The organism is Bacteroides sp. CAG:189 (genome assembly GCF_000432295.1).
Classification (GTDB): Bacteria; Bacteroidota; Bacteroidia; order Bacteroidales; family Bacteroidaceae; genus Bacteroides; species Bacteroides salyersiae.
The window spans coordinates 24437-40425 of the sequence record NZ_HF991045.1; the positions used below are offsets into that span (position 1 = coordinate 24437).

Annotated in this window: 11 protein-coding genes and 1 tRNA gene; 4 read left to right on the top strand and 8 right to left on the bottom strand. The window is 42.2% G+C overall.

Features of this window, described 5'->3' with window-relative positions:
• Window positions 1-377: 377 nt before the first annotated feature.
• Window positions 378-2795 (top strand): TonB-dependent receptor, encoded by a 2418-nt coding sequence (locus tag QVP90_RS06220; RefSeq protein ID WP_005926363.1) that lies wholly within the window; start codon window positions 378-380, stop codon window positions 2793-2795.
• 183 nt (window positions 2796-2978) lie between these two features.
• Here the strand turns inward: QVP90_RS06220 and QVP90_RS06225 are convergent, their stop codons facing one another.
• From QVP90_RS06225 to porT, 4 genes are all read right to left on the bottom strand, one after another.
• The gene (locus QVP90_RS06225; protein WP_224206839.1) at window positions 2979-3947 is read right to left on the bottom strand and encodes a hypothetical protein; all 969 of its coding nucleotides are present in this window, start codon (window positions 3945-3947) and stop codon (window positions 2979-2981) included.
• A 44-nt stretch (window positions 3948-3991) separates the two neighbouring features.
• Window positions 3992-5821, bottom strand: coding sequence for a peptidase U32 family protein (locus QVP90_RS06230; RefSeq protein ID WP_021935942.1), 1830 nt, complete (start codon window positions 5819-5821; stop codon window positions 3992-3994).
• The gene (metA, locus tag QVP90_RS06235) at window positions 5818-6735 is read right to left on the bottom strand and encodes a homoserine O-acetyltransferase MetA (RefSeq protein WP_005926374.1); all 918 of its coding nucleotides are present in this window, start codon (window positions 6733-6735) and stop codon (window positions 5818-5820) included. The genes QVP90_RS06230 and metA overlap by 4 nt, the downstream gene beginning before the upstream one ends.
• A 161-nt stretch (window positions 6736-6896) precedes the next feature.
• Window positions 6897-7598, bottom strand: a complete 702-nt coding sequence (gene porT, locus QVP90_RS06240) for a type IX secretion/gliding motility protein PorT/SprT (RefSeq protein WP_021935943.1) — start codon at window positions 7596-7598, stop codon at window positions 6897-6899.
• Window positions 7599-7751: 153 nt separating this feature from the next.
• Between porT and QVP90_RS06245 the strand changes: the two genes are divergently transcribed.
• On the top strand, window positions 7752-7922 hold the full coding sequence (locus QVP90_RS06245; RefSeq protein ID WP_002559159.1) for a DUF362 domain-containing protein: 171 nt from the start codon (window positions 7752-7754) through the stop codon (window positions 7920-7922).
• A gap of 167 nt (window positions 7923-8089) precedes the next feature.
• On the top strand, window positions 8090-10366 hold the full coding sequence (locus QVP90_RS06250) for a CotH kinase family protein (protein WP_007478854.1): 2277 nt from the start codon (window positions 8090-8092) through the stop codon (window positions 10364-10366).
• A gap of 178 nt (window positions 10367-10544) precedes the next feature.
• Here QVP90_RS06250 and QVP90_RS06255 read toward each other — a convergent pair whose 3' ends face one another.
• The 4 genes from QVP90_RS06255 to QVP90_RS06270 all read right to left on the bottom strand — a co-directional run bounded on the left by QVP90_RS06255 (window position 10545) and on the right by QVP90_RS06270 (window position 15410).
• The gene (locus QVP90_RS06255; RefSeq protein ID WP_005926383.1) at window positions 10545-11738 is read right to left on the bottom strand and encodes a pyridoxal phosphate-dependent aminotransferase; all 1194 of its coding nucleotides are present in this window, start codon (window positions 11736-11738) and stop codon (window positions 10545-10547) included.
• Window positions 11739-11820: 82 nt separating this feature from the next.
• Entirely contained in the window at window positions 11821-13035 is a 1215-nt protein-coding gene (locus tag QVP90_RS06260; RefSeq protein WP_005926387.1) for a bifunctional 3,4-dihydroxy-2-butanone-4-phosphate synthase/GTP cyclohydrolase II, read from the bottom strand.
• Window positions 13036-13042: 7 nt separating this feature from the next.
• Complete coding sequence (locus tag QVP90_RS06265) at window positions 13043-14944, bottom strand: LptF/LptG family permease (RefSeq protein ID WP_021935944.1); 1902 nt, start codon at window positions 14942-14944, stop codon at window positions 13043-13045.
• Between the two features lie 79 nt (window positions 14945-15023).
• Complete coding sequence (locus QVP90_RS06270; RefSeq protein WP_025819194.1) at window positions 15024-15410, bottom strand: START-like domain-containing protein; 387 nt, start codon at window positions 15408-15410, stop codon at window positions 15024-15026.
• A gap of 225 nt (window positions 15411-15635) precedes the next feature.
• Between QVP90_RS06270 and QVP90_RS06275 the strand changes: the two genes are divergently transcribed.
• A tRNA-Met gene (locus QVP90_RS06275) sits at window positions 15636-15712 on the top strand.
• Window positions 15713-15989: the final 277 nt, after the last annotated feature.

The following is a 15989-nucleotide window of genomic DNA, read 5'->3' on the forward strand; positions in this document are numbered from 1 at the left end:
TCACAAAGCATATTCTTTCGGTCAGTTAAAATTGGTCGTTTTACTATAGAAAGAATGACAATGTAAACACTCTGTATCTTGTTTTCTTAATTCAAATAAAGCCGCTACTTTTATTTCATGTCTATTTGAAAGACAAAAATAAGAATATCTTTCTTCATAGACAAACTTTATTTTGCATTATCTTATAAACCGGACACAAGAATAAATTCGCCCTAACTCTGGTTATAAATAAACAAACAGAAGTTATATCTCTATATTTAATAAGGAATAAACACAGAATATGTTTAGAATCCGGCTACATTTTACCATAATCCTAATAAATGAGGATTGTGTAACCGAGAAGTTTGCCGTTCCTTTGCAAGCAAAATAATAATATGATGAAAAGAAACTGCATTCTCATGGCCTTAACCTTTTTAACAACGGGTAATATTTGGGCCGAAGAGATTCCTAAAGACACGATCAAGGTAGTAGACGTAGAAGAAATTCTCATTATTGCTTCACCGAAAGAAAATCGTAAATTACGCGAACTCCCGACAGCCAGCACTCTCTTGTCACAACAGGACATGCAGGCAAACCAAGTGACTAACTTAAAAGGACTGAGTACATTAGTCCCCAATATATTCATTCCTGATTACGGTTCCAAACTGACATCGGCTATTTACATCCGTGGTATCGGTTCGCGCATCAATACACCATCGGTAGGATTATATGTCGATAATGTTCCCTATATAGACAAGTCCGCTTTTGACTTCAATTATTCCGATATCGAACGTATCGACGTGCTTCGCGGACCACAAGGTACCTTATATGGACGTAATACAATGGGAGGCCTCATCAAAGTACATACAAAATCACCTTTCAGCTATCAGGGCACCGATTTACGTTTAAGCGCAGGAACGTACGGAAATTACAATGCATCGGTTACCCATTATCATCGGATGTCGGAACAATTCGCTTTTTCTGCCGGAGGTTTCTATGAACATGCAGACGGATTTTTCAAGAATGCAGCCAAAAACAATCAAAAGACCGACCGTATCAATGCCGGCGGCGGGCGTATCCGTGCCATCTATCTGCCAACAGAGAATCTAAAACTCGATTTTAACGTGAACTATGAGTACAGTGATCAAGGTGGATATCCCTATTTCTATACCGGAAAAGTCAATGAAGAAGAAAAAAAGAACGATCCACGGCAAGATAAAATAGGTCTGATCTCCTATAATGATGAAAGCAGTTATTATCGCAGTCTGCTGAATGCCAGCGCTAATATCGAATATCAAACACAACATTTCACGCTGAGTGCCGTAACCGGTTATCAACATTTAAAAGATCGTATGCTACTCGATCAGGATTTCACGGAGAAAGATATATTTACTCTTAATCAACAGCAGAGACTGAATACCTTATCTGAAGAGATCGTAATGAAGTCGAAGCCCGGAGGAAATTGGCAGTGGGCCAACGGCATATTCGGATTCTACCAATGGCTGAACACGGATGGTCCGGTTGAATTCAAAAAAGATGGAGTAACAGAAGTCATTGAAAATAATGCCAACAACAATTTCCCAAATTCTCCTGCCGCGCCAACCATGAAGCTGACTATCAACAACCCGACATTGAATGTGAGCGGCAATTTCGACACCCCGACATTCAGTGCTGCCATCTATCATCAATCAACTTACAATAATTTCCTGATAGACGGATTATCCATAACGGCAGGGCTACGTCTCGATTATGAAAAAATGTCGATGAACTACAATTCGGCCTCCACTCCGATGGACTTCAATTTTAAATTTTACATGCAGATGCCCCCCCCAAGACCGACTATCGATCTTGAAAGTAAAAACATGATAGCTCCGGCCGGCATCAACGGCAAATTATCAAATGATTATCTGCAATTACTCCCCAAATTTGCTATTCAGTACGAATGGAAAAAGGGGAACAATGTATATGCCACCGTTTCACGCGGTTATCGTTCGGGAGGATATAATGTCCAGATGTTTTCTGATCTGATACAGTCGGAATTGAAAAATTCGATGAAGGCTGCCATGATAGCAAATAAAGATTTTGCATCCATAGCGAATATGATTGAAATGATGATGCCGGAAGAAGACATTGACATAAAAGCCTCTACCACTTACAAACCCGAATATTCATGGAACTACGAGATCGGTTCACATCTCACTTTGTGGGAAGGCCGTTTATGGGCCGACCTTGCTGCATATTACATGGATACCAAAGACCAACAGATTTCCCAGTTTGCCGAGAGTGGCTTAGGACGTATCACCGTCAATGCCGGAAAGAGCCGCAGCTATGGAGCGGAGGCTGCCTTACGCGCCAGCATCACCGATGCATTCAGTATGAATGCATCCTATGGATACACCTATGCCACATTTACCGATTATGTTGTGAAACAAAAAGATAAAGACGGAAACTTACAGGATAAAGAAAATTATAACGGCAACTATGTTCCTTTCGTCCCCAAACATACACTCAATGTAGGAGCACAATATATTTTCCGGATCGCCCCCCGTCACTGGTTCGACCGCATCCAAGTAAATGCTAACTTCAATGCCGCCGGACGCATCTATTGGACAGAAGCGAATAATGTCAGCCAGGCATTTTACGGTACACTGAACGGGCGTGTCAGCTTAGAAAAAGGGAATGGTGCTATTGCCTTCTGGATACGCAACGCGCTGGATAAAGAATATCAGGCATTCTATTTCGAAACAATGGGCAACGGATTTATGCAGAAAGGACGGCCCATGCAATTAGGAGTGGACGTACGCTGTCGATTTTAAGCAAAAATGCAACTATAACAAGCTGATAATCAAAACATAAAAGAGTATATACTTTTGTCATACAAGAGTATATACTCTTACTATATAAAAGTATACATTCTTACCAGACAAAGGTTTATAGTTTAACTTTACAGTTTCTTTCAACTGCACGACTAAGACACAAGGTATCCATTAACAAGCCAATCATTCATTGATCGCCCCGCAATGAGGACAGATACCTTTATCGTGCAACTTTTCTCCACAATACCCGCAACGATACTTATAACCGCTTCCTTTACGAAGTTTCTTTAAAAATAAAACAACAAAACAAAGCAGAAAGAGATAGCCTATATAAAATTGTGTAGTAAGGATGAAAAAGAAGTAACAGAAAATACAGCAGGAAGTCAATCCGAGCAGATAGAAAACAGCCGCCGCCGGCGTAAGTTGCCGGAACAGATCATCGAGTACTGCCAGAAAAACAATAAGAAACACCCAGATACTCAACAAAAATACCGACAAGACAAACGGTACCTTGAAAGGTGAAAGCGTAGGATTAAAATAAAAATGCTGCCAGGTATCCGGAAAAAACACCTGCATCGATTCATAGATAGTGGCACTAAAAGCCATCAACAGACAAAGGAACAGCGGATAAACACTATCGATGTCATTAAAATAGACCATTTGCAACTGCTTACGACGGAAAGCCCGAAACAGATAAGCACCCATAAACAGGGCAAAGACAATGACAAAATACGAAGCATGCGTATCGCTGAATAAATAAATAAACTGCGAAATGCTATCCGTAGGAACAAACGAATGAATCAGATCCTTTTCACGTATCCAACCTTGTGCCTCCTGTGAATGGGCAAGTTTCACCCAAACACTGTCTACGCTATCTGCCGGATGAATAGCAAACTCAGCCACAACTACCCGATCCCCACGGTAAAGACTGATAAAAGAATCTTTAACCGGAAGCCGCTCTAAAACAACAGAATCCGCTTGTACTTCAAAATTTGTATTATAAGTATAATGCCGCTCGGCAAGATAGGTTAACGAATCCTTCACCTGATCGCTCATCCCTTCTTTCTGAAGATCCGGCCGGGGATAGTGACAAGCAGTAAACAGCAGAAGACAAACCACAGAATAGCACCAAACACCCCAGAGCCGTTTCATATCCGGCTCCATCACGCATCGCATCACTCTATGGTAAAACGTTCTCATTGTGCGGCACTCACTTTCATCTGGCAATTTTTACAATCAAATGACAAACGGAACTTCTTTCCATCCGTCCCTACCAAATAATAAGGTTCCTTATAAGGTGAACGCTCGCGCTGGTGAATAGGACACCACCCCATACTGTAGCGCAGACAGTGCTTACAAAACATCAGTACGGCAGCTTCCACCGGTTGCTTTTCGTAAGCCGGTTCCACCTCTTTCACTCCATGATCCTGATAAAAAGAGGCGGCACGGGTATTCATTACATTACCTAAATAAGAAAGTGTTTGCTGCGGAAAAGTATGAGTAGTAGGTTTCCATACAGCCAATTCACGACGATAATTCACTTTACGGGCTATGATCAGCTGTTCAACGAGTTGCCGCCGTAATTCAGAAAGTACGGAAGCCGGAATAAACCAATTCTCCGAGAAGTCAATATCAATCCGTTCCGCTTCAAAAGGAGTGTTTCCCAACTTCGCAAGTTGATTTTTGAGATTATCCGCTTGCGGAGTGCGGGCCGGTTCCCGGTCTCGGGGTAAAGTTAGTGTCACACTGTTGTCATCTTCATCCGTCATAGTAAGTGAAAAGCCGAAATTATTCTCCGCCAACAAGATACATACTGCTATTTTTCTTTCGGATGACTTACGGGCAAGAATTCGTTCAAACTCCTGGTCGAAATTCCGATACAGCATCGTGCGGGGTTTGATACGAGGCATTTCCTGCGGATAAAGTTTATTTCCATCCACACGGTTGATTCGGAATCCCTGCAAACGTCCTTGTTCGTCAAGATAGCAAACACCGTCACCGTTATTAAACGACTTCACACCAGCCACCGTCAAGTAGTTTCCCCGGCTCTCTTTCATCGTCCCCATCTCTTCTCCCAACGATTTCGGAGTGTCAAAAGAGAAAATATCTTTGCTCCTTCCGTGCAGAAAATAACGGGTAAAGCCACGACTGAAACTCTTATCCAACTGCGGTTTAAAATCAAAACGACATTTTCCGGAAGAAGCACGGGTATACTCTTTACGCCGTGCAAAAATAGCATCGAGCTTCTGTCGGTAGGCAGCCGTAACATTCTTGACGTAAGAAACATCTTTCAACCGTCCCTCGATCTTCAAAGAGGAAGCCCCCGCATCCAATAACGCTTCCAACTCCTCACTCTGATTAAGGTCCTTCAGTGAGAGTAAATGTTTGTCTTTCGCTATCATTTTCCCTTCCGCATCTACCAGACTGAACGGCAGGCGACAGAACTGTGCGCATTCTCCACGATTGGCGCTGCGCCCGAAACAGGCCTGACTGACATAACATTGCCCGCTATAACTGACACACAAAGCTCCATGCACAAAAACTTCAAGCGGAGTATCGGGACATGCCTCATGTATTTTGCCAATCTCCCGCAACGACAGTTCACGCGCCAATACCACTTGCCGAAAACCCGCATCACGGAGAAATTTCACTTTATCTACAGTCCGGTTATCCATTTGCGTACTTGCATGAAGCGGTATAGGAGGTAATTCCAGTTTCGCAATGGCCATATCCTGCACAATCAATGCATCCACCCCTATTCGATACAATTCCCGGATCATCTCCTCCGTCTCTTTCAGCTCCTCTTCTTTCAGGATGGTATTGACAGTGACATAAATGCGTGCATTGTATAAATGTGCATATTCCACCAGAGCCGCAATATCCTCCAACGAATTAACGGCGGCAGCACGGGCTCCAAACTTCGGAGCACCGATGTATACCGCATCTGCCCCATGATTGATCGCTTCGATACCACACTCCAAATTCCTGGCCGGAGCCAGAAGTTCTATTTTACGCTGCTTTATCATTTAATGTCGTCGATATTGTAAGGAGTTTCCTGATAAACAAAGTAATTCAGCCAATTGGAAAACAACAGGTTGGCATGACCCCGCCAACGAACAAGCGGCCCTTTTTCCGGATCATTATCAACATAATAATTACGCGGCATTTCAATCGGAAGACCTTTTGCCAAATCCCGTCGATACTCCGTATCGAGCGTTAAGGGAGAGTATTCCGAATGACCGGTAACAAAAAATTCACGCCCGCCACGAGCCATCACCATATAGACCCCCGACTCCTCCGATTCAGAAAGCAACGTTAATTCCGGAACTTTCAGAATATCTTCTTTCCGCACCTCCGTATGGCGGCTATGGGGTACATAAAACACATCATCAAACCCTCTGAAAATAGAATGAAGCGGATCGAGCGTGCGATGCTCGAAAATTCCGAACATCTTTTTATCCAACGCATATTTAGGCACTCCATAATGATGATACAATCCGGCTTGAGCAGCCCAACAGATATATAGCGTCGAAGTGACATGCGTACGCGCCCAATCGAATATCTCCATGATTTCACTCCAATAACTTACTTCTTCAAAATCCATCTGTTCCACAGGAGCACCGGTGATAATCATACCGTCGTATTTCTCACCGCGCATCTTATCGAAATCAGTATAAAAAGCCTTCATATGCTCGACCGGCGTATTTTTGGAAGTGTGGCTTTTTATCTTCATGAATGAAATCTCTACCTGAAGAGGAGTGTTAGACAACAACCGGACCAAATCCGTCTCCGTAGTAATCTTCAACGGCATCAAATTCAGAATCACAATCCTCAACGGACGGATATCCTGTTGGGTAGCACGCGAGTTATCGATCACAAAGATATTTTCCTCTTTCAGCAGTTCTATCGCAGGTAATCTATCAGGTAAATTTAATGGCATGGGGATATTTACTATTTAACGATTTACAAATTATGATTTGCCATCCGGCAAATTCTTTGCAAAAATAACGATTTCGCCACAGAGTAGCACAGGGTTTCACAGAGTTTTATCTCTTTTGAACATATTTCCCCGTGAATTTCAAGATTATGTGTATGATCAGCCTATTCAAAGTAGAAAGTCAATACAATCATACGAGACTTCACCTTGTCCAAAGATTCGGTAAATTTCATCAACGACTTATCGGTAAGATCGTTACGGTTTTTGTCTAACAGATTCGCTAACCCAAAACAAAACTTCAGTTCCGGTATCAGCTTAAAGAAAGGAAGATAAAAGTCACAACCCAACCCCACTTCTATGTAGCAGTCGAAAGGTTTGACCAAGAGTGGACGAGATTTTTTCACACTTAAATCATAAGTAGGGCTTAAACCGACCATTGCATAAGGACGATAATTATTGAATCGCTCCGCACTGAATTTCAAATCGACAGGAAAAGACAGATAGGCGGATTTCACATTCTGCGATTCGGTTTCTCCACTCGTCTGCTCACGAAAAATAACTTTTTTGTCTCCAAAGTGAAGCGTAGGCACCAAGCGGAGAGACATATACTTGTTTAAGTACAATTCTCCCAACACGCCTACCGAAAAACCCGAAGAATACTCGGGCACATCGGCAAACCAGACTTGACCGTCCTCCGTGACATACCCATTATTGACAAACTTGAGATCCTGCATGTGAATACCAGCCAAAAAGCCATAGTGCCAGATCCGCTGATCGATATACGGGCGGTTCTGCACCTTACGCGTCTGGCCGGAAGCACCGGCAACCAGCAGCGAAACAATGAGAAGTAACACAAAGCGTTTCACATCAATAAAAACGATTTTATAGTTAAATTATTGTTTCTCTTATTTAGAAGGGATACAAATTAAAGGAATTTAATCAAGAATAAGTGCAACTAATGAATAAAACATGTATTTTTGTCCAAGAAATTAGTACTAATAATTTAAATATTAAAGAAAATGGCTTACGTAATTAGTGACGATTGTATTGCTTGCGGAACTTGTATCGACGAGTGTCCGGTAGAAGCTATCTCTGAAGGTGATATCTATTCTATCAACCCGGATGTATGTACTGACTGCGGTACTTGCGCAGATGTTTGTCCTTCTGAAGCAATTCACCCGGCTGAATAATACAATCAAGAAAGAAAAATCCAAAAAGGCTGCTTCCATCGATGAGGCAGCCTTTTTTCATTTGTAACCTTTATTACCCTTAAAAAAGAATACTCCGGCTAAGTGTTTTTTCCCCTGTCACTGTTTTACTAACAAAGACCTTTTATTTACTTAATAAAACATACTTTATGAGAAACTTATTTTTATCTCTTTTTTTGATTTCGTCTGTTGTCTGTTCCGCTCAGGACACGGATATCAATAATTTCAAACCGGATAACCAGAAAGTCAAATTCACAGAAACAAATCTCCCGATCGTTTTCATCGATACCCAACACCAAGTGATCGAACGTGAAAACCGCATCACCGCCAAAATGAAAATTATCGATAATGGAGAAGGGCAATTGAACCATATGGATACCCTCTTGTATCCGAATCAAACAGTAGACTATAGCGGCTATATCGACTTGAAATACCGGGGCAACTCTTCTTTTACCAATTCCGACAAAAAACCATATGCCATTCGTGCACTGGACAAACCTCTGGAAGAAGGAGGTAAGAAACAAAAAGTATCCCTATTGGGAATGGGCAAAGACAACGATTGGGCATTGCTGGCTCCTTATGCGGACAAAAGTATGATCAGAGACGTATTTGCGTTTACTCTGGCCAGACCCTTCTTCGAATACGTACCCACAGGAAAATATTGTGAAATGATCATGGACGGCACCTATTACGGTGTCTTTATCCTTTCCGAAAGAGTTAGAAAAGGCAAGAACCGCCTGGACTTACCGGATCCGGGAGACAGTGGCGATGCATTGACAGGAGGTTACCATCTGGAAGTGGACAGAGACGATGAACCGGTTTATTACTCCAAACACTCACCCGTAGATTCAAAAGGTAACCCCATCCGTAATAAAAAAATATCTTTCCAATATAAGAACATGGACCAGGATGAATTTTCCAAAACCCAACTGGATTATATACACGGATACATCGATGCATTCGAAGATAACTTAGCCTCCGCAGATTACAAGAACCCGGAAACAGGATACAGAAAGTACATCGACGTCACCTCTTTCATCGACTATATGCTCTCAACAGAATTCTGCCATAATGTAGACGGTTATCGCCTAAGTACTAATTTATATAAGTATAGAGACAGCAAAGATCCCAGATTCAAAACATCCTTATGGGATATGAATTTAGGTTTCGGCAACGCTGATTATAATAATGGTTGGAGAACAGACACTTGGGCATACAACTTTAATGACATAGCATCCGGTGATAACCAGTTGGTTCCTTTCTGGTGGTATAAGTTGCTTAAAGACGATGCATTTATGAAAGAAGTGAAAGAGCGTTGGGAACTATATCGTGAAACAAGTTACTCGGACAAGAACATAGAACTTACCATTGACTCGTTAACTACCTTATTAAATGCTAAGGGAGCACAAGAACGCAACTCACAGGCTTGGCCAAGATGGGGAAGATACGTATGGCCCAATCAATACGTGGCCCAATCTTATGATGATGAAATTTCTTATTTAAAGAGTTGGATCAAAGAACGGTTGATTTTCATGGACAGGGCCTTACTCGATAAAGAGCCCGAACCGGTAGAGTATACCCAACTGACCGTCACATCAGGATTTAATGAAGATGTCATAGCCGAGCAACGTCCTGCCGTCAACTATTCTACAGCTTCCCTCGATAACCAAGGTTGGATTTATTATACATCAGGAGTACAAGAACAAGGCTCTCTGCCAACCGATAGAAATATCACTTCCAGCACCGGCGTTCAATATCGCCTTGCCGCATATGACAAGCCCAATGCAGCAACTCTGATCAAAGAAAATGCAGCTACCCTGCAATTCGACGGTTCTCACCAAACGGAAGCCCTTTATTTGCTTTCGACCTGTACCGATGGTAGTTCCACAGTAGATGTAACCGTATATTATGCCGATGAAACCAGTTCTACTCCTAAAAGCATAACAATAGGCGACTGGTATAGCGAAGTTTCTACAGGAAAAGCGGTACATGGACTAAGCAGGATCACACGGTCGAACGACCAAATGGACGGACGATACAATTTCTGCCTGTATGAACATAAAATAAATACCGATAAAAATAAAGTAATTGCATCGATAAAGATAGAAAACACAGGAAAGGGACACCCGGCCATATTTGCTGTCACCAAAGAAGGAAAAGAATCCGGCGTAGGTGTAGAGAACGTCAGCAACGAAAAACAGACCAAGGTTTATCCCCGTCTCATTGCAAATGGAGAGGTATTGACCGTTGAGTCTCCTGCCAACTCCACTATCCGGTTGATGACAATGCAAGGCAGTGTTATAATGCAACAGGAAACAACAAACAGTTTTACCCGATTACCGATCAACGGATTATCCCAAGGCATCTATTTGTTGACAGTAGTCAATGCAAGTAACCAACAGACATTTAAGGTTATTGTAAAATAGCCCTTTACAACCCAAAGCCTGCTTTAATTTTACTCAGTATTATTTTGAGAGGACAATTAATTAAAGCAGGCTCTAAATCAACCCTAATAAAAAACCTGTATCGATACAAATCAAAACGATCTGTCCGATACAGGTTTATTTTTTACATCCGCCATTGCCCGGCAGACACAAACTATCTTTATTTCAGTTTCGCCAATGCTTCCTTAATCCGGCGGATAGCTTCAACAATGTTCTCATCACTGGTAGCATAACTCATACGAATACATTCAGGCGCACCAAAAGAAGCACCACCCACACAAGCCACATGAGCCACTTCCAACAGATACATAGCCAGATCATCCGAATCCGCAATCTTACGGTCGCCTGCTGATTTTCCAAAGAAAGAACTACATTTAGGGAACAAATAGAAAGCGCCTTCAGGAACATTCACCTCAAAGCCCGGGACTTCTTTTGCCAACTTCACAATCAGGTCGCGGCGACGCTCGAACGCCTTACGCATTTCTTCTACCGGAGCTTGAGAACCCGTATAGGCGGCTTCAGCAGCCTTCTGAGAAACAGAGCAAGGCCCCGACGTATATTGTCCCTGCAATTTATTGCAAGCTTTCACAATCCATTCCGGTCCGGCAATAAAACCGATTCTCCATCCGGTCATCGCATAGGCTTTCGACACACCGTTTACGATCACTGTCCGTTCTTTCATTTCCGGGAACTGTGCAATGCTCTGATGTTTACCTATATAATTGATATGCTCATAAATCTCATCTGCAATTACCACTACCTGCGGATATTTCGCCAACACGGCAGCTAAACCGGCTAACTCTTCCTTACTATAAACCGAACCGGTAGGATTCGACGGAGAACAGAGTATCAATGCCTTTGTTTTCGGGGTAATGGCGGCTTCCAACTGTGCAGGAGTAATCTTAAAATCCTGTTCGATCCCGGCAGTTACAATCACCGGAGTACCTTCTGCCAGTTTCACCATTTCCGGATAACTTACCCAATACGGTGCAGGCACGATCACTTCATCACCCGGATTAACCAATACCATGATTGCATTACATACAGATTGCTTCGCACCATTGGCACATGAAATCTGAGCGGCTGTATATTCCAGACCATTCTCTTTTTTCAGTTTCTCTACGATGGCGTTGCGCAATGCCGGATACCCGGGAACGGGAGAATAACGCGAAAAGTTGTCATCGATAGCTTTCTTTGCAGCTTCTTTGATGTGGTCGGGAGTATTAAAGTCGGGTTCTCCCACACTCAGATTAATAACATCAACGCCCTGTGCTTTGAGTTCATTACTCTTCTGCGACATAGCAAGTGTCGCCGATGGCGACAAGCTGTTCAAACGGTCTGATAACTGATTCATTTTGTATCTACTTTATTGTCGTTTAGTGAAATTAGTTGCAAAATAAGCTATAATATTTGATATATGAAAGTAAAAGCGGATTTTACTTGTTAAAATGTAGCGTATGTCCCATTCGTTCTTTCTTGGTCTTTAAGTAACGTTCATTGTAAGGATTAGGGGTAATCTCGATACCTACATTTTCTGTTATTTCCAAACCATATGCTTCCAGACCGATACGCTTCACAGGGTTATTGGTCATCAACTTCATTTTTGCCACTCCTACCTCACGCAAAATCTGCGCACCGACTCCATAATCACGTTCATCGGCATCGAAACCCAGATGCAGATTCGCATCTACCGTATCATATCCTTCTTCCTGAAGTTTGTATGCGGCAATCTTATTCATCAGTCCAATGCCACGTCCTTCCTGGTTCATATATACAATGACCCCCTTTCCGGCAGCCTCGATCATCTCCATCGCCTTATGAAGCTGTTCTCCACACTCACAACGACAAGAGCCGAAAATATCACCTGTCATACATGAAGAATGCACACGTACCAAAATCGGCTCATCTTTATCCCAGCTACCTTTAATCAATGCAATATGCTCCATTCCATTTGATTTCTGACGGAACGGAATCAGACGAAAATGTCCGTATTGGGTAGGCATATCCACCTCTACTCCTTTCTCCACAATCGACTCTAATTGCACACGATAAGCAATCAAGTCCTTAATCGAGATTATTTTAAGCCCAAAACGTTTGGCCACTTCCACCAATTGAGGCAAACGTGCCATAGTCCCGTCTTCATTAATAATTTCGATCAGAGCAGCAGCCGGGTATAGTCCGGCCAGTTTTGCCAAATCCACACTCGCTTCCGTATGACCGGCACGACGGAGTACTCCACGCGAACGGGCACGCAACGGATTCACATGTCCCGGACGCCCGAGATCAGCCGGTTTCGTTTTAGGATCGGCCAAAGCACGGATAGTCGCTGCACGATCGTGCATAGATACTCCGGTAGTACAACCTTCAAGGAGATCGACAGTCACAGTAAACGGTGTCTCATAAATAGAAGTATTTGCAGTAACCTGCATATCCAGTTCCAATTCGGCGCAACGCTCCTCCGTAATAGGAGCACACAACACACCCCGTCCGTGTGTCATCATAAAATTCACTTTCTCAGGAGTTATTTTTTCAGCCGCAATAATAAAATCACCTTCGTTCTCGCGATCTTCATCGTCCACTACAATTACGAAATTCCCTTCTCTGAAATCGGCAATAGCCTCATCGATTGTATTCAGTCTGATCTCTTCCATACTTATTCTATAAATTATGATTCTCTTTTATTATGAATTGAATATCTTCGTTGGTCTTTATAACCTTCTCTATATCCCGTACAAGTCGTATACGGAATATCCAGATACGGAAATAAAAGAACAATCCTATCGGCACAATGGCTCCCGCCAACAGGTTCAACCAATATACATGAAACGGCCGCACATGAGCAGCCACAGGTATAATGGGATAATTATTCAAAGTTGTCAGCAAAGTAAACGATCTTGAATTCGATAACTCTTCAATCAACGTTTCCAGACGCTCATTGATCGCTTTCACTTCATCATCTTCGCCGGTAGACATCCAAAGTTTAAAATAATTGGGTGCTTTCTTCAGTTGGTGTTTACTTATATATGCGCGACACTCTGTAGTGAGAGCAGTAAGTTCCGCAAAAATCTTCGAATAGTCCGGATCATGGATAATAACCTCTTTCTTAAACAAATGGCGCACACCACGGATACCTATCACCCGTTTGATCCAGGAAGTATAAGCATCCGCATTCAGCACCACCGAATCATTATTGGATTTATAAGTAAGAAATGCCCCCAACGGCGCCAGGATGGCAGAACTGAGCCACATCCCCATCCATACAATCCATTTACCGTCTCGTGCCATCTTGTATCCACTATTATCTATCACATAATAAACAATAAACACAAGCACAGATACTATCACAGGCATCCCCAATCCGCCTTTACGGATAATGCCGCCGAGCGGCGCTCCAATAAAAAAGAAAAGCAGACAGGAAAGAGAAATCGTTATCTTCTTGTGCCATTCCGTTCCATGCCGGCGGATCTGATAATCATTTTCTCTCATGTTGTAAATCTTAAAGCCATAATCTCCTTGCAGACTTTCGGCACGGTTTGCAGCAGAAGAGAGAATCTTTTGTTTCTGCATCAGCGTTGCGGCTTCGAAAAGACTGTCTACATTGTAAGATCCGATATCGGCCTGTGTAATCTTTATCGTATCTTCTTTTGACAATCCACCGGGATTGCTATATACCCCGCCAATGGCCTCTTTATAATACTGGCGTCCGATACTGTCTCCCACATGTTCCATCGAGTCGATGGAAACCTGTAACGTCTGCATACTTTTCGTAGTGGCCTGATTGCTCATTATACTCGCATCGGCCATATTAAAGTCCGAATTAAACTCGATAATAGTATGTTTCTCCTTGAAAGATTCCCGCCGATACGGCACATTTTGCGCCTTCACATTCTGGCTCTTCAAATTTTCGAACAGCTCACCGCTATACAGATGCAGATACAAGTGTTGTTTATCCGCCGTCATCTCCATACGTCCGGAATCGGCATAAATAATATGCGCATTTTCCGCCCCGTCTTTAAAATTATAGATCAACACATCGTATAGCATACCGGTCTTACGATCTTTCTTCCGCACTTTAAGGTTATAATCGGGAATTTCCGAATAGAACACCCCTTCCGGTATATCCACCTCCGGAGATTTCTGTTTCATAGAAATCAGCAACGTTCCCAATTTTCCTTGCGCTATGGGACCGATCACGTTCTGAAAATAAAAGGAAATTCCACAAATGATACAGACAAGTATGATGAGAGGACGCATGATTTTAAGCAAAGAAATGCCCGCCGCTTTCATGGCGAGCAATTCATAACGTTCTCCAAAATTTCCAAAAGTAATAAGGGATGCCAACAATACGGCCAGCGGAAGTGACAAAGGCACCAGACTCAATGCCGAATAAAAGAAGAACTGAGCCATCACACTCATCTCCAATCCCTTTCCGACCAGTTCGTCCACATATCTCCACAAAAACTGCATCATGAAGATGAAGAGACAAATGAAGAATGTACCAATAAAGAGCAGTAAAAAACTCTTTACTATAAATATATCTAATCTTTTTATGCGTAGCATCTTATAATACGTTTCGTGCGATTGAGATGCAAAATTAGCACAAAAAAAGGAGTGCAGAAAGTTTTTAGTTGAAAGTTAACTAAAAACCACAAGTTCTTCTCAACTTATTAACCTGAGAGTCCCACAATTCTTTCATGTCGTCTACTTCATCCGGCTCTGCGAAATCAGTAATTTCCAACACAAAATCACCTGTAAGTTCATTATAATTCATTTTAATTTCAAAATAGTCTCTTTCGTTCTCATCGTCCAGCCAACGGAAACGGATAAAAGAATAAGCGCGTATGGCCGTAATTTCGGCATCACGTTGCTCCGTTTTCCCCCAATGAAATTCCACTATTTTATCATTCGACACGACTTTATCTGCAAACCAGTCCTCCAAACCGGTCGGTGTGCTGATTGCTGACCAAAGAATGTTTTTAGAGGTCGCATTCAGAAGATACTCCAAACGTATTTTCTCTCTTTTCATAGCTATATTCACCTTAAATTGTGTGTGCCAAGATAAATACTTTTTTCTAATTACGCAGTATAAATCATGCACTTTATTTTCTTTCTTTTTTTATTTTCCACTCTCAATGTATCTATTTATGATAACTCAAAGAGCCGATCCTTAAATAAAAAACAGAAAAAAACGACAAATGTTTTGGAGAATAAAAAAAAGTATCTATCTTTGCACCCGCAATCGAGAAACGATGGCGGGATAGCTCAGCTGGTTAGAGCGCATGATTCATAATCATGAGGTCCCCGGTTCAATCCCGGGTCCCGCTACCAAAAGAAAATTAGCGTTTGGGAGGCTTCCACTCTTAGGCGCTTTTTTATTCCCCAAAACTGATCGATTTCTGTAGTACTGTAAGAAAGGATCAACGTGAAAAGAATCGTAACCACTCTCTTTATCCACTTAAATAATATCAATTATTCACACTGTTATTAACAGGATTATTAACAAGTATACACAAAGTTATTAACAAGATAACCCACCGGTCATTAAAAGATATCAAATACAGAAAGGAAAGTCGGATCAACGTAAAAACCTGAGGGATTTTCTTTT

Bases quoted from the DNA above. Each gene is read 5' to 3' on its own strand.
- QVP90_RS06270 (WP_025819194.1), bottom strand. From the start codon at position 15,410: ATGAAAAGAGAGAAAATACGTTTGGAGTATCTTCTGAATGCGACCTCT.
- metA (WP_005926374.1), bottom strand. From the start codon at position 6,735: ATGCCATTAAATTTACCTGATAGATTACCTGCGATAGAACTGCTGAAA.
- QVP90_RS06260 (WP_005926387.1), bottom strand. From the start codon at position 13,035: ATGGAAGAGATCAGACTGAATACAATCGATGAGGCTATTGCCGATTTC.
- QVP90_RS06245 (WP_002559159.1), top strand. From the start codon at position 7,752: ATGGCTTACGTAATTAGTGACGATTGTATTGCTTGCGGAACTTGTATC.
- QVP90_RS06255 (WP_005926383.1), bottom strand. From the start codon at position 11,738: ATGAATCAGTTATCAGACCGTTTGAACAGCTTGTCGCCATCGGCGACA.
- QVP90_RS06225 (WP_224206839.1), bottom strand. From the start codon at position 3,947: ATGAAACGGCTCTGGGGTGTTTGGTGCTATTCTGTGGTTTGTCTTCTG.
- QVP90_RS06250 (WP_007478854.1), top strand. From the start codon at position 8,090: ATGAGAAACTTATTTTTATCTCTTTTTTTGATTTCGTCTGTTGTCTGT.
- QVP90_RS06230 (WP_021935942.1), bottom strand. From the start codon at position 5,821: ATGATAAAGCAGCGTAAAATAGAACTTCTGGCTCCGGCCAGGAATTTG.
- QVP90_RS06265 (WP_021935944.1), bottom strand. From the start codon at position 14,944: ATGCTACGCATAAAAAGATTAGATATATTTATAGTAAAGAGTTTTTTA.
- QVP90_RS06220 (WP_005926363.1), top strand. From the start codon at position 378: ATGAAAAGAAACTGCATTCTCATGGCCTTAACCTTTTTAACAACGGGT.